The sequence below is a fragment of the Nocardiopsis sp. NPDC050513 genome, from assembly GCF_044457925.1.
Lineage (GTDB): Bacteria > Actinomycetota > Actinomycetes > Streptosporangiales > Streptosporangiaceae > Nocardiopsis.
Genome location: NZ_JBITHK010000013.1, coordinates 35,176 through 48,798 on the forward strand (window position 1 = coordinate 35,176; position 13,623 = coordinate 48,798).

Sequence of the window (13,623 nt, forward strand, 5' to 3'; positions counted from 1 at the left end):
AGCCGCCACCCTCCCGGGTAGCGGCTTCCTGTGTGTCGGGCCCGTGCGGGGCGGCTACTCCCCGCGGGGCCAGCTCACCTCGCCGGCCGGGTGGACCGACTCCAGGAAACGGGGCTCGAACCGCGGCTCCAGCTCGGGGATCTCCTCCAGCTGGCCGTTCTCCACCAGGACGGTCGCCTCGTCCTCCGTGCGGATGAGGTCGATGCTGCCGAGCGGGTCGCCCTCCACCGTGTAGGTGCTGACCAGCTCGTACTCCTCCTGCCAGATGCGCGCGTTGTGCTCGACGTCGTACTCCTGCTCGTCCTCCAGGGCCGCCGCGAACTCCACGCACTCGGTGACGTGGTCCCGGCAGTACTCGAACGCGTAGGAGAGCGCCCGCAGGAAGTCCTCGACGACCGTCGGGTTGGCCTCCGCGTACTCGGCGTCGGTGGCCATCACACCGAAGGACCCGACCACGCCGTACTGGCCGGGCAGCCATTCGATGAACCGCGCGTCCATGTCGTCCAGCAGGAACGGCTCGTTGGACCGGTACGCCGTCAGCGCGTCGACCTCCTCGTCGACCAGGACGGAGGGGTCGTAGCCGACCTGCACCTGCTCGATGGACTCCAGGTCCACGCCCTGGGAGACGAGCATGGCCGCGATGGGCGGCGGCAGGGCGCCCTTGTGCCCGAGGGTGACGCCCTCCAGGTCGCTGAGCTGTTCCACGTCCGGGCCGGTCAGCAGCGTCGCGATCGGCACGTGCCCGTAGGTGGCGACACCGATCACGTCGATGCCCTGCTCAAAGGCCTGGAGGATCTCTCCCTCGTTGCCCATCGAGGTGAACTCCGCCTCGCCGCTCTCCACCGCCGCGGCGTTGCCGAAGGTGTCGCCGGTGCCAGGAACGATCTCGATGTCGAGGCACACGTCGTCGAAGTAGCCGAGCGCGTCGGCCGCGACGGCCTCCAGGATGCTCACCGAGGCCTGGTACCGGTAACCGGTGAGGTAGGTGACCGTGCCCGCGGCCTCGTTGGTCGCGCACCGCTCCTCGTTGATGACGGCGGCCGACCCGGGCTCCTCGTCCTCCTGGGCGCCGCCGCACGCGGTGCTCAGGAACAGGACCGAGACCGCGGCCGCGGAGCCGACGCGCGACCGTCGCCGTGGGGCAGGGGGGTGGGGGGTGGACATGGCCGGTGACTCCTTCGTGTCGGGGGCACATGCCCCCGGGGCGGAAACAGGCGCGGCACACGACAGGCCGTGCTTCGGAGTGTGTGGCCGATCGCGTGCCGTAACGGACGGGGCTCGCGTCGACCCGCAGGGGCCCAGGGGCTGGGGAAGGTGGGGGTGCCGACGCTCGGACGGTCGGACACGGCCACCATGTGTACGGACGGTAACGAAAAGGGGGGTGGCTGTGGTGGTCAGCCCGAGGTGCGTGCCTGCTCAGCGTGGGTAGTGTGCCGCATGAATCAGGACTTTAGTGGACTCAAACCCCTGTGGTATAGGGGGTGCGACACGCTAGTCACTGTGGGCGAAGGCTACGTGGGAGTACGCGCTCGATCGTCACCCACTGTCATGTGGCGCTCGTCACGAGGTGTCGAGGGCGGGGCCGCCGTGGGATGACGGCGGCCCCGGCTCCCCGCGCCCCGGTACGGGGGCGGGGAACGGTGCCGGTCAGCGGCTCGTGGCCGTGACGACGTCGGGGCGAAGGCGCGGCATGACCGCCTCGCCGAACGCCGCCAGATCCGCGTGGTAGTCCGGGAAGATCAGCATCAACCCGTCCAGTTCGGCGAACCCGACGATCTCCTGGATCCGCTCGGTGACCGTGTCCGGCGAGCCGACGACGAACGGCGTCTGGAACGCCTCGTCCTCCGGCTTCTCCGCGGTGAGCGAGAGCGCCTTGTCCGCGGGCAGACCCCACGAGCGCTTCATGTTGACGATCGCGTCGATGTCCGCGCCCCGCCCGTACTCCGCACGGCGGTCCTCGGCGGCGGCGTCGGTCTCGTCCATCACGACGGTCAGCATCGAGTACGTCCTGATCCGCCGACCCAGCGCCTCCGCGCGCCCGCGCACGTCGCGGCTGGCGTCGCGCAGGCCCTCCAGGGTCGACGCGGTCAGGAACGACCCGTCGCAGTGCCGCGCCTGGAAGTCCAGGCCGGTCTCGGAACGGCCCGCGCTGATCAGCGTCGGCACCGGGTCGGGGTGCGGACGCGACCGGCAGTCCTCCAGGCGGTGGAACTCACCGTCGAAGGTCACCGAGTCCTCGGTCCACAACCGCTTGACCAGCGTGGTCCACTCCTCGGTGAACCGGTACCGGTCGGCGTGCGACAGTTCCTCGCGCCACAGGCCCATCTGCGCGAACTCGTCCACGTAGGAGCCGACCACGATGTTCAGCCCGGCCCTGCCGCCGCTGATCTCCTGGAGGGTGGTGAACATCTTCGCGGTCAGGGCGGGGTGGAACAGGTTGGTGTGGACGGTCGACCACACCTTCACCCGCTCCGTGGCCTCGGCGAGCCCGGACATCATGGTCATGGACTCCAGGGTCCGGCCCCAGTGGTCGGTGGCGCCGTCGTAGCCGCGCCACTTGCCCATCGACATGATGAAGTCGAAACCGTTCTCCTCCGCCAGGACGGCGGAGCGCCGGTTGTACTCGTAGCTCGCCTCGGGGTGCGGAGCGGTCTCGGAGATGATCCACCCGCCGTTGCCGATCGGCAGGAAGAGACCGTACTCCGTCGGCGCCGTCACGCCTGGTTCAGTCATTCCTTCAGACTCCTTGGTCGCTTCCGTGCTCTCACTGCCCCTCGGCGGGCCAGGTCACCTCGCCGTTGGTGTGGACGCCCTCCAGGTAGCTCGGCTCGAAGAGGGGCTCCAGCTCCGGCAGCTCCTCGAGCTGCCCCGCGTCCACGAGCGTCTGGCCCTCGGCCTCGGTCGCGTCGAGGTCGATGTACCCGACCGGGGCGTTCTCCCGGGTCGTGCCCGTGGCCAGGTCGCTCTCGGTCTGCCAGACCCGGAGGTTGTGCTCGACGTCGTAGCCCGATTCGCTCAGCTCGGCCGCGTACCCGACGCACTCCTCACCGTTCTCGCTCTCCACGCAGTACTCGAAGGCACGCGACAGCGCCCGCAGGAAGTCCTCGACGACGGTCGGGTTCTCCTCGGCGAACTCCGGCGAGGTCGCCATGACGCCGAAGGAGCCGGCCACGCCGAACTCCTCGGGCCGCCACTCGGTGAACTCCTCGCCCATGCCCTCCAGGAGGAACGGCTCGTTGGAGCGGAACGCGGTCAGCGCCTGGACCTGGTCGCGCGGCAGGACGCTGGGGTCGTAGCCGACCTCGACCTGCTCGACCTCGTCGAGGTCCACGTCCTCGGCGACCAGCATGGCCTCCAGGGGGGCGGGCAGCATGCCCTTGTGCCCGAGCGTGGCGCCCTCCAGGTCGCCGAGCTCCTCGACGTCCGTGCCGGTGAGCAGCGTCGCGATGGGCACGTGCCCGTAGGTGGCGATGCCCATGACGCCGATGTCCGACGCGTTCGCCTGGAGGATCTCGGCCTCGTTGCCCAGCGAGGTGAACTGCGCGGTGCCCGCGGCGACGAACTGGGCGTTGCCGATCGTGTCGCCGGTGCCGGGCTGGATCTCGACGTCGAGGCAGACCGCGTCGAAGTAGCCGAGCGCGTCGGCGGCGATGGCCTCCAGGATGCTCACCGAGGCCTGGTACTGGTAGCCGGTGATGTAGGTGACCGTGCCGGCGGCCTCGTTGGTCGCGCACCGCTCGTCGTCGATGATGGTCGCGGCCGCGGGCGCCTCGTCCTCCTGCCCCCCGCCGCACGCCGAGACCAGCAGGACGGCGGATGCCGCCGCCGCCGAGGCCGCCGCGCGTAGGTACCGGGGCCGGGGAGAGTCGATGGGGGTGGACATGCGGACAGCTCCGATCATGAGGGATTTCTCTGTTGAGACTCGTGCCAGAACAGGAGTCTGCGTTCGAGGAGGGTGGTGACGGCGAGCATGAGCACGCCCATCGTCGCCAGGCAGGTGATGGCCGCGTACACATGGGGCAGCTGGGCGTTGGCCGCCGCGTTGCGGATCATCGTCCCGAGACCGCTGGAGGACCCGGCCGCGACGAACTCGGCGACGACCGCGCCCACGATGGACAGCGGGAGGACCACACGGAGCGCGGCCAGGGCGTAGGGGAGGCTGCTGGGCAGGCGCAGCTTGAGCAGCACCTCCAGCCGGGAGGCGTGCAGGGTCCTGAACACGTGCAGCGGCGGACCCGGGACCGAGCGCAGTCCGGTGGTGACGTTGATCAGGACGGGGAAGACGGTGACGATCGCCGTGACGATGACCTTGGGGGTCATCCCGAACCCGAACGCCACCACCAGGGCGGGCGCCAGGGCGACGACCGGGGTCACGTTCAGGACGACGGCGAGCGGCATGATCGCCCGGCGCAGGACGGGGATCTCCGACATCAGCAGCGCCAGGACGAACGCCGTCCCCGCGCCCCAGGCCACGCCGAGCAGCGCGATCTGGAGCGTGGACCAGGCGTTCTCCACGAAGAGCACCGGGTCGGAGACCAGCGTCTCGCCGACCTCGGAGAGCGTGGGCAGGACGTAGGGGTGCTCGGCGGCGACCCACGACCACCCCGCGCCGACCAGCGCGACCGCGACGACGGTGGGCAGCCACACGCGCGGGGACAACGGGGACCGGCGCGCGCGACGCCTCCTGGGCCTCCGGGAGCCGGGCGGACTCTCGGACGCGGGGCGGGGGTCGACGCCCGCCGCTGTGCTGACGGTGGCCACGTTCTCTCCTCCCGTCACTGCGGGATCAGGTCGTCGGGGGCGGCGCCGCTCTCCCAGGCGCCGAGCAGCGAGGCGCGGACGCGGTCCTCCAGGGCGCGCCCCTCGGGACCGGTCACCTCGTCGCCGCGCGGTCGGGGGAGGTCGACGGGGATCACCTCGTGCACGCGGCCCGGGCGGGCGGACATGACCACGATCCGGTCGGAGAGCGTGACCGCCTCCCGGACCGAGTGGGTGACGAACAGGACCGTCGTCGACATGTGCTCCCACAGGCGCAGCAGGTGCCACTGGAGCGCCTCGCGGGTGAACTCGTCCAGCGCGGAGAAGGGTTCGTCCATGAGCAGCAGGTCGGGGCGCGTACCGAAGGCGCGCGCGATGGCGACCCGCTGCCGCATGCCGCCGGACAGCTCGTACGGGTACTTGCGGGCGGCGTCCTCCAGCCCGACCATCCTCAGCAGCTCGTCCGGGTGCTCGTTGCCCTTGCCCGCCCTGCGGTTCACCCGGGCGGGCAGGGACACGTTGCGCCGCACGTTCAGCCACGGCAGGAGCGCGGGGGTCTGGGGGACGAAGCCGACGGCCTTGGCCGCGCACATCTGGCGGGGCGTGGCGTCGAAGACCGTCACGGAGCCCTCGTCGTAGTCCTCCAACCCGGCGATGACGCGCACGAGGGTGGACTTGCCGCAGCCGCTGGGGCCGATGAGGCTGACGAACTGCCCCCGGGGGACGTCGAGGTCGATGCGGTCGAGGGTGGGCCGGTGCGGGTCGCCGCCCTCGTAGGTCTTGGTGAGCCCGCGGACCTCGATGCGTTCTCTGGTCACGCGGCGGCCAACCTTCGGAAGCGGCGGCCCTGGTAGACGAGGGGGGCGGTGTTCCCGGCGCGGACACGGGCGACGTCGACGAGGAACATCGTGTGGTCCCCCGCGGAGTGCCGTGCGTGCACGCTGCCTTCCAGGATGACGGCCGCGCCGGGCAGGACCGGGGCGCCCAGGTCGCCGCGGGCGAACTCGGCCGAGCCGAACTTGTCGGCTCCCCGGGTGGCGAAGAGGGTGGAGAGGTGTTCCTGCCCGTCGGACAGGACGTTCACGGCGAGGGTGCGCGCGTGGACGAACGCGTCGTGGCACTCGGCGGTGGTCGCGAGGAAGGCCCCGATCAGCGGCGGGTCGGAGGACACCGAGACGACGCTGTTGGCGGTGAAGCCGTGGCGGCCGGACTCGACCTCGGTGGTGATCACGCAGACGGACGTGGCCATGCGGGCGAGACCGTCGCGGAAGGCGGCGGGGTCGCTGTGCACGTCGGCGGCGTGCGGGCTGGGTTCGGGAAAGGTCAAGCCTGCTCCTCAGGGGACGGACACGTGCGCTCGGCCGCCGCGGAGAAGGGGGCGGCGGCCGAGCCGGGGGACGGTGGAGTCTGCCGGATCACGTGCGTACCGGGAGTGCGTCGATGACCGAGGAGAGCGTCCGCGCGTGCCGGTCGTACCAGCGCAGCGCGGGGTCGGTGTCACTGCCCAGCTCCCCGAGCACGGCCTCCTTGAGGTAGAGCGCGGGGGTGGGGCAGATGGCGGACAGCTCGACCAGGACCGGGCGCAGGGACGCCTCGGGGGCGGACGAGTGCGCGTCGGACGCGCCGACCATGAGGGGCACGCAGACGGTGCCGCGCAGCGCCTCGGGGGGCATGCGGTCCAGGAAGGACTTGAGCAGGCCGGTGAACGTTCCCTTGTAGACGGGGCTGGCCACGACGAGCAGGTCGGCGGACCGGACGGTGTCGACGGCGGAGTCGACGTCGGCGGCGCGGGGGTCGAGCACGGCCGGGCCGTAGGTCGACAGGTCGACGGTCGTGACCGGCGCGTCGGCCCGAACCGCGCCCGAGAGCAGACGGGCGAGGTGCTCCGCGGCGCGGGCGGTGCGAGAGCCCGATCGGGGATTACCTACCAGCGCTACCACATGGGATGAGCCCACGGGACACCCTCCAGACAAGACTCCTCCGGCGGGGAACCGGAGACTTCGACGGAGAGCGGGCGGAAGCAGGATCGTCGACGGCCCGCGGAGATCGTTGACCCGTCAAAGCTAGGGACGAAAAATGGATGAATTGTGAAGAAGTGGTCACGGGACGATATCCATACGCTGCACGTTCTGGCCCTCGTCCACCAGGAGGACCTCGATCCGGTGGGCGGCGAGGGCCGCGGGCAGCCAGGCGCCGCGTCCCAGCAGGCGGGTGAAGGGCGTGCTCAGCGCCAGGACGGCCCGTGCGTCGGGGAACCCGGTGTCCCGGAGCCAGGCGAGCTTGAAGGCGTCGGCGATGACCTTGTTGCGCTGGTTCGACTTGAGCTGTCCCCAGTGGATGTAACACTGCCCGAGCACGGTCGTGGGGGTGTCGTCCGCGCAGTCCACGCCGACTCTGACGCCGCCCGGGAGGGTGAACTCCCGGGGGGCGAGCGGCGTTCCGAAGTAGGCGGACAGTGTCGCGTGTGGTTCGGGGGGACCTGTACGGTCCTTGGTGTCCATCAGCGCATGTCTCGGTGTGTGCCCCATGTGACGAGACGATAATGCACGGGAACCCGTAAGGCACTGGGCTTGTGCCTTTGTGCTCACTCTCGGCGAGAATTTCCCGGGACTTCGTCTCGTCTCGTCGCGCAGAGTCGCGTGACGCTCGTCACACCGCGCTCGGCCGCGTTGATCGAAACCATTGTTGAGGTCTTACGGTCGGGGCGCTGGGACCCCTCCGAACATGGGAGAACGACGTGGCGACCGACATCCCCCGAACCGCGACCTGGCGTGCGTGGCTGGGCCTGGCGGTGCTGACGCTGCCGCTGCTCATGTCGGCCACGGACATGACCGTCCTGTTCCTGGCGCTGCCCGCCATCGCCGCGGACCTGGCCCCCAGCAGCACGCAGCTGCTGTGGATCCTGCACGTGGCCTCGTTCCTCCAGGTCGGCGTGGTGCTCACCATGGGGTGGCTCGGGCCGCGGATGGGGCACCGGCGGCTGCTCACGGCCGGGGTGGCCGTGTACGGCGTGTCCTCCCTGGTCGCGGCGTTCTCGTTCGACCCGCTCATGCTCATCGCGACGCGGGCGGTGATGGGGATGGCCGCGGCCTCCCTGCTGCCGAGCATCACCTCCCTGCTGCGGGTGATGTTCCCCGACACGCGTCAGTTCTCCGCCGCGATCGCCGTGGTCATGAGCTCGTTCTCGGCGGGGATGGCGATCGGACCGCCGCTGGGCGGCGTGCTCCTGGAGTACTTCTCCTGGGGCTCGGTGTTCCTCATCAACGTCCCCGTGGCGGTGCTCCTGCTGCTGTTCGCCCCGCTGCTGCCGCGCGTGGAGGGGGAACGGGCACAGCGCCTGGACCTGCTCGGCGTGGTGTTCTCGGTGCTGGCCGTCATCGCGGTGATCTTCGGGCTCCAGGAGATGGCCGACGACATGGCCAGCGGGTCCGGCGCCCCGGTGTGGCCGTACCTGCTCTGCGTCGCGGCGGGGCTGGCGCTCGGGGCGCTGTTCGTACGGCGGCAGCTGAGCGCGCCGGAACCCCTCCTCGACCTGCGGCTGTTCTCGACGCCCGCGTTCTCGGTGTCCCTGGTGGCCATGCTGCTGATGCTGCTGGGCGCGGGCGGGGCCGACATGCTGCTGGCCCAGTACCTGCAGGCGGTGGAGGGGATGTCGCCGGGGCGGGCGGGTCTCCTGCTGATCGCCCCCGCCCTGGGCTCGATCGTCGGCGGTCTGCTGCCGACCGTCCTGAACCGGTGGGCGCGCCCGGGGTTCGTCATGGGGTTCGCGCTGCTGCTCGCGGGAGCCGGGGCCGTGGCCATGGTGTGGTTCGTCGGCGGCGAGTCATTGCCGGGGATCGTCGTCGCGGCGGTGGTGATCCAGTTGGCGCTGGGGCCGCTGTTCACCCTGAGCTACAACCTCATCATCGCGTCCGCGCCGCTGAGGAAGGCGGGGTCGGCCGCCGCGATGGGCGACGTCGCGGGCGGTTTCGGCAACGCGCTCAGCCTCGCCTTCCTGGGCAGCCTGGCCGCGGTGGTCTACCGGCGGCTGCTGGACGGCGCGGGGCTGGAGGAGGTCCCGGCCGGCGCGGTCGAGGCGGCGGGGGAGAGCGTCGGGGGTGCGACGGCGGTCGCGGGGACGCTGCCCGGCGGGATCGGGACCGAGCTGCTGGAGGCGGCGCGGTCGGCGTTCACGGTCGCGGTGCAGACGGGATACGGATTCACGGCGGCGGTGCTGGTCCCGGTGGGACTCGTCGTCCTGTGGGCACTGCGGGGCGTGCGCCTGGAGGGCCTCGGCGGGGAGACGACCGTCGCCGAGGTCCCGGCCGGCGAGGCCGGGGACGGGCACGTCCCCGGGGAGAGGGAGCCGCAGGACGCCCGGGGCGGTCCCGTCGTCTCCGGCGGTTAGGGTCACTCCCCATGAGCGAGAACGGATCACCGAGCGGGATCGCGCCGCTGCCCGGCAGGGACGGCCACGTGGGCGGCATCGAGTCCATGACCATCGACGGGCGCCGCTACTACTTCGGCTTCGACTACAAGGGGGACATGGTCGTCTCCCCGCTGATCGACGACCCCGACGCGATGGCGGCGTTCGCGAGCGAGCACATGCTCCTGACCGACGGCGCCCATGACGCGGCCTACTGGAGGGACCTGGTCGACGACGCGGTACGGGAGTCGGGGCTGTGCTACGACACCGACCGGGTGCTGACCTCCGAACGGCTGAGCCGTGAGCCGATGCCCCCGAGGCACAGCCACCTGCGGTACCTGCTCGGTACGCTGACGGGCCACTGGGACGAGTGGCCGCCGGACGCCTCCCTGCCGGGGAACTGGGACCTGCTGTTCGGCCTCCTGGGCGGCCGGGGGTAACCCGGCGTCCGCGGGTCCGGTCACCCCGCCGGGGCGCGCGCGGCGCCGAGCTCCGGCGGTCGGCGGTGCAGGCCCAGCGCGCCCAGCTCGGTCCGCGAGGCGACGCCGAGCTTCGGGTAGGCCTTGTACAGGTGGTGGCCGACGGTGCGCGGGCTCAGGAACAGCCGCGCGCCGATCTCCCGGTTGCTGAGTCCGGTGGCGGCCAGCCGGACCACCTGGAGCTCCTGCGGAGTGAGCCGGTCCAACAGCTCCTCGGCGCCGTCCCTCGCGAGGGTGTCGGCCGCGCGGACCTCCCCCGTCGCGCGCAGCTCGGCACGGGCCCGCGCCGCCCACGGCTCGGCCCGCCACCGGAGGAAGTCCTCGGACGCCGTGCGCAGATGCCGCCTGGCCTCGGTCATCCGCCGCCGGCGGCGCAGCCACTCCCCGTAGAGCAGCCGCGTCCGCGCCAGGTCGAAGGGGAGCGAGTCCAGCTCCAGCGCCCTCTGGAAGTCCGCCTCCGAGCCGTCGACCAGGGCCTGGCACCGCAGCGCCACCGCCCGGGCCCAGGGCTGCCGCGTCGCCCGCGCCCAGAGGGCGTACCGGTCGGCCGCGTCGGCGGCCCGGTCCGGCCGTCCCAGGCGGAACGCCGCCTCGACCAGGACGGGCAGACTGCCGACGACCCCCATGGGCCGGTCGCCCGCCACCACGGCCTCCAACCGGACCACGGCCTCCTCGTAGCGGCCGCGACCGAGGTCGAGCAGACTGAGCGCGGCGGCGGCCTGCGCGTAGGCGGGGGCCGTGCCGAGTTCCAGGGGTTCGGACGCCAGCTCGCGGCAGCGGTCGTCGTCCCCCTGGAGGGCGGCGATCTGGGCCCCGGCCGCCAGGAGCTCCACACGGGCGTGGTCCTGGCGGGTCTCCGCCGCGTTCCGGAGGCCGTCGGCGACGGTCGCGTGCGCGTCGCGCAGGCGGCCGAGGAGGGTCTGGGTGTGCGCGAGCACCACCTGGACCCCTGGCAGGACCGCCAACGCGCCCTGGTGGCGGCACTCGCGTTCGAGGTCGGCGGCCAGACGGTGGGCGCCGTGGAGATCGCCCGCGGCCAGGTGCAGCCGGGCGCGGGTCACGCGGTCGTGCGACGCCTCGGCGGCCGGGGAGGGTTCGGCGAGCAGGGAGCGCAGTTCGCGGACGCCCTCGGCGACGTGCCCGTCGTCGAGCCGGTTGGTCGCGAGCGCCGCCCTGGCCAGGGCCCGGGCCAGGTCCCCCTCGGGGAAACGGGCGGCGTACGCGCCGATGCCCGCCACGCAGTCGAAGTCGTTGGCGACCCACGCCGCCCGGACGGCGTCGGCCAACAGCGCCCCGGCCTCCGCGGCCCCGGCGCCGCCGCCCCGTGCGGTCGCCGCAGCGCCGCCGGTCGCTCCGGCACCCAGACCGGCGGCCCCGGAACCGGGACCGGCGACCCCGGCGGCCAGGACGGCGCCGAAGAGGATCCGATGGGCCTCGTCCGCCTTCCCGTCGGCCACGGCGAGGCGCGCGTGCAGCCGGGCCGCGGCGGCGCGCTCCGCCAGGTCCCCGTGGGACGGGTCGACGCGGGAGACCAGGTCTGCCGCGCGGGCGAGGTCGCCGGCGTCGACGGCCGCTTCGGCGGCGGCGACCGTGCGGCGGCTCCGGTCCCGGGGGCCGGGGCTCAGCGCGGCGGCGCGTTCGTAGGCGGCCGAGACGGCCGAGAGCCCTCCGCGTGTCCGCGCGCGTTCGGCGGTCTCCGCCAGGAGGGCGGCGACGTCCTCGTCGGGTTCCGTGGCCGCGGCCGCCAGGTGCCAGGCGCGACGGTCCGCGGACTCGGGGCGCGACGTGAACACCGCCGCCAGCGCCCCGTGCGCGGCGGCGCGCGCGTCCGAGGCCGCCCCCTGGTAGACGGCCGCCCGGACCAGCGGGTGGCCGAACTCCACCCGGCCCTCGGCGACGCGGAGCAGCCCCTCGCGCTCGGCGGGGCGCAGGTCGTCCCGGCGGGCGCCCAGGTCCGCGGCGGCACGGAGCACGGCGGCGATCTCGCCGGAGTCGTCGGCCGCGGCGACCAGGACCAGCGTGCGCGTCGGCTCGGGCAGGGCGGCGACCCGCTCGGCGAAGGCGCTCTGGACCCGGTCGGGTTCGCCGGACCGGCGGTGCGGGCCGCCGTCGCCCGACAGCGTCAGCAGCGCCAGCGGGTTCCCGTCCGCCTCGGCCAGCACGCGTTCCCTCGCCCGGCGCGGGAGGTCGGCGGCGCGCTCCCGCAGCAGCTCCTCGGCGTCCGCGAGGGGGAGCCGCCGGACGGGGAGTTCGTCGAGGTGGGGTGTGGCGAGCTGGGGCGCGTGCGGCTCCCGGACCGCCAAGAGGACGGCGACCCGTTCCGCCTCCAACCGCCGGGCCGCGAACAGCAGCGCCTCAGCCGAGGCCTGGTCCAGCCAGTGAGCGTCGTCGACCAGGCAGAGCACCGGGCCGGTCTCCGCGAGGTCGGCCAGCAGGGTCAGGACCGCCAGCCCGACCAGGAACCGGTTCGGCGCGTCGCCGTCGGCCGACCCGAGCGCGCCGCGCAGCGCCCTCGCCTGGGGGCCGGGCAGCGCGTCCACCCGGTCCACGGCCCTGCCCAGCAGCAGGTGCAGACCCGCGTAGGGAAGCTCGCTCTCCGTCTCGACCCCGGCTCCGCGCAGGACACGCATGCCGGTCGCCCTGGTCCGGGCGTACTCCAGCAGCGCCGACTTGCCGATCCCGGCCTCGCCCCTGAGGACGAGCGCGCCGCCGAGACCGGAGCGGGCACGGGTGAGGACCGCGTCGATCCTCGCCGTCTCCCCGCTCCGTCCCCACAGCACGTGGCCACGCTACCGAACCGCGGGCGGTCGCTGGACGGACACCTCCTCCCGCACGACCCGGCCGCTCCGGACGGTGTACAGCGAGATCTCGGCGGAGGCGCCCAGCCGCCGCTCCCTGTCCTCCACCCCGAGCACCACCGGCGGACCGGTCATGCCGTCCGAGGCGACGCACACGCAGTCCGGCGCGGTCAGGCGGTCGAGGACCGTCCGGAAGCCGCCGCGCGCGATCGCCTCCGCCTACGGGGCCGCCACCCGGGCCGTGGACGGCACGCCTTCGGGGGCGTCCACGGGGAGGAAGTCCGCCAGGTGGTCGGCCACCCACCGCCGGTAGGGGAGCGCGGGGCGGCCGAGCACCTCGGCGACGTCGGCGGTGACCGGCTCGGGGACGCGCGTCATCGTCGCCATCTCGGTCATGGTGTCCTCGACCGCGTCCTCCGGCAGCCAGGCGCGGAAGGCCTCGCGCGCCTCCTCGGGGGTCTGCTCCTCGAAGCGCAGGTCCAGACCGGTGACCTCGCCGATGATCCGCACGCGTTCCGCCTGGCTCAGCACCGCCGGTCCGGTGACCGCGAACACCGCGCCGACGTGGTCGTCGGTGGTCAGCGCGCGGACGCCGACGGCGGCGAGGTCGGCCTCATGGACGACGGACCTGCGCCATCCCGCGAACGCCTCGCGGACCACACCCCCGTCGCGCACCTCCTCGGCCCAGGCCAGGTCGTTGCCCGCGAAGCCCCCACCGCGCACGAAGGTCCACTCCACCCCCGACTCGCGCAGGATGCGCTCGATCCGGGCGTGCGACCCGTTGACGGGGTCCTGGGGATCGGCGGCGCCCGCTCCCATCGAGGACAGGTAGACCACCCGGCGGACGCGATCGGTGATCCGGGCCAGGACCTGCGGGGCGACGGCGTCGGCCTGGAGGGTGGGCCAGACCAGGAAGACGCGGGTCACGCCGTCGAGCGCCGCGTCCAGGGAGGCGGGGTCGGACAGGTCGCCTCTGACCACCTCCACCCCGGTGGGCAGGCGCGCCGCCGACGGGTCCCGCACCAGCGCGCGCACATTGGTCGCTCCCGCGTCGAGCAGCTGTCGTACGACCTGTCCTCCGACCCTGCCCGTGGCGCCGGTGACCAGGTACGTTCCCTCGTTCGTCTCGTTCATGGGGACGACATTAGGGATCAGCCGTCCGACGGGGCATCAGTCGACCGAC

At 73.0% G+C, this 13,623-nt stretch carries 13 protein-coding genes; 2 read left to right on the top strand and 11 right to left on the bottom strand.

Features of this window, described 5'->3' with window-relative positions; genetic code table 11:
• Window positions 1-54: 54 nt before the first annotated feature.
• The 8 genes from ACIBFB_RS21450 to ACIBFB_RS21485 form a co-directional block, all read right to left on the bottom strand.
• Complete coding sequence (locus ACIBFB_RS21450; protein ID WP_397232785.1) at window positions 55-1,164, bottom strand: ABC transporter substrate-binding protein; 1,110 nt, start codon at window positions 1,162-1,164, stop codon at window positions 55-57.
• Window positions 1,165-1,647: 483 nt separating this feature from the next.
• Window positions 1,648-2,733 (bottom strand): LLM class flavin-dependent oxidoreductase, encoded by a 1,086-nt coding sequence (locus tag ACIBFB_RS21455; protein ID WP_397232787.1) that lies wholly within the window; start codon window positions 2,731-2,733, stop codon window positions 1,648-1,650.
• A gap of 31 nt (window positions 2,734-2,764) precedes the next feature.
• Window positions 2,765-3,883: an ABC transporter substrate-binding protein gene (locus ACIBFB_RS21460; protein WP_397233061.1), complete on the bottom strand. Its 1,119-nt coding sequence runs from the start codon at window positions 3,881-3,883 to the stop codon at window positions 2,765-2,767.
• 14 nt (window positions 3,884-3,897) lie between these two features.
• A complete protein-coding gene (locus ACIBFB_RS21465) occupies window positions 3,898-4,761 on the bottom strand; it encodes an ABC transporter permease (protein ID WP_397232789.1) in 864 nt (287 codons plus the stop codon).
• A gap of 14 nt (window positions 4,762-4,775) precedes the next feature.
• A complete protein-coding gene (locus ACIBFB_RS21470) occupies window positions 4,776-5,576 on the bottom strand; it encodes an ABC transporter ATP-binding protein (RefSeq protein ID WP_397232791.1) in 801 nt (266 codons plus the stop codon).
• On the bottom strand, window positions 5,573-6,085 hold the full coding sequence (locus ACIBFB_RS21475; RefSeq protein WP_397232793.1) for a flavin reductase family protein: 513 nt from the start codon (window positions 6,083-6,085) through the stop codon (window positions 5,573-5,575). The genes ACIBFB_RS21470 and ACIBFB_RS21475 overlap by 4 nt, the downstream gene beginning before the upstream one ends.
• Window positions 6,086-6,173: 88 nt before the next feature.
• Complete coding sequence (locus ACIBFB_RS21480) at window positions 6,174-6,713, bottom strand: NADPH-dependent FMN reductase (protein ID WP_397232795.1); 540 nt, start codon at window positions 6,711-6,713, stop codon at window positions 6,174-6,176.
• A gap of 144 nt (window positions 6,714-6,857) precedes the next feature.
• A complete protein-coding gene (locus tag ACIBFB_RS21485; protein WP_397232797.1) occupies window positions 6,858-7,259 on the bottom strand; it encodes a hypothetical protein in 402 nt (133 codons plus the stop codon).
• A gap of 236 nt (window positions 7,260-7,495) precedes the next feature.
• Between ACIBFB_RS21485 and ACIBFB_RS21490 the strand changes: the two genes are divergently transcribed.
• Together ACIBFB_RS21490 and ACIBFB_RS21495 are read left to right on the top strand one after the other, a co-directional pair.
• Entirely contained in the window at window positions 7,496-9,145 is a 1,650-nt protein-coding gene (locus ACIBFB_RS21490) for an MFS transporter (protein ID WP_397232799.1), read from the top strand.
• An 11-nt stretch (window positions 9,146-9,156) separates the two neighbouring features.
• Window positions 9,157-9,603, top strand: a complete 447-nt coding sequence (locus ACIBFB_RS21495; RefSeq protein ID WP_397232801.1) for a hypothetical protein — start codon at window positions 9,157-9,159, stop codon at window positions 9,601-9,603.
• A 20-nt stretch (window positions 9,604-9,623) separates the two neighbouring features.
• Here ACIBFB_RS21495 and ACIBFB_RS21500 read toward each other — a convergent pair whose 3' ends face one another.
• The 3 genes from ACIBFB_RS21500 to ACIBFB_RS21510 all read right to left on the bottom strand — a co-directional run bounded on the left by ACIBFB_RS21500 (window position 9,624) and on the right by ACIBFB_RS21510 (window position 13,574).
• Entirely contained in the window at window positions 9,624-12,422 is a 2,799-nt protein-coding gene (locus ACIBFB_RS21500; protein WP_397232803.1) for an AAA family ATPase, read from the bottom strand.
• A 9-nt stretch (window positions 12,423-12,431) separates the two neighbouring features.
• On the bottom strand, window positions 12,432-12,575 hold the full coding sequence (locus tag ACIBFB_RS21505; protein WP_397232805.1) for a hypothetical protein: 144 nt from the start codon (window positions 12,573-12,575) through the stop codon (window positions 12,432-12,434).
• 84 nt (window positions 12,576-12,659) lie between these two features.
• Entirely contained in the window at window positions 12,660-13,574 is a 915-nt protein-coding gene (locus tag ACIBFB_RS21510; protein ID WP_397232807.1) for an SDR family oxidoreductase, read from the bottom strand.
• Window positions 13,575-13,623 lie beyond the last annotated feature (49 nt).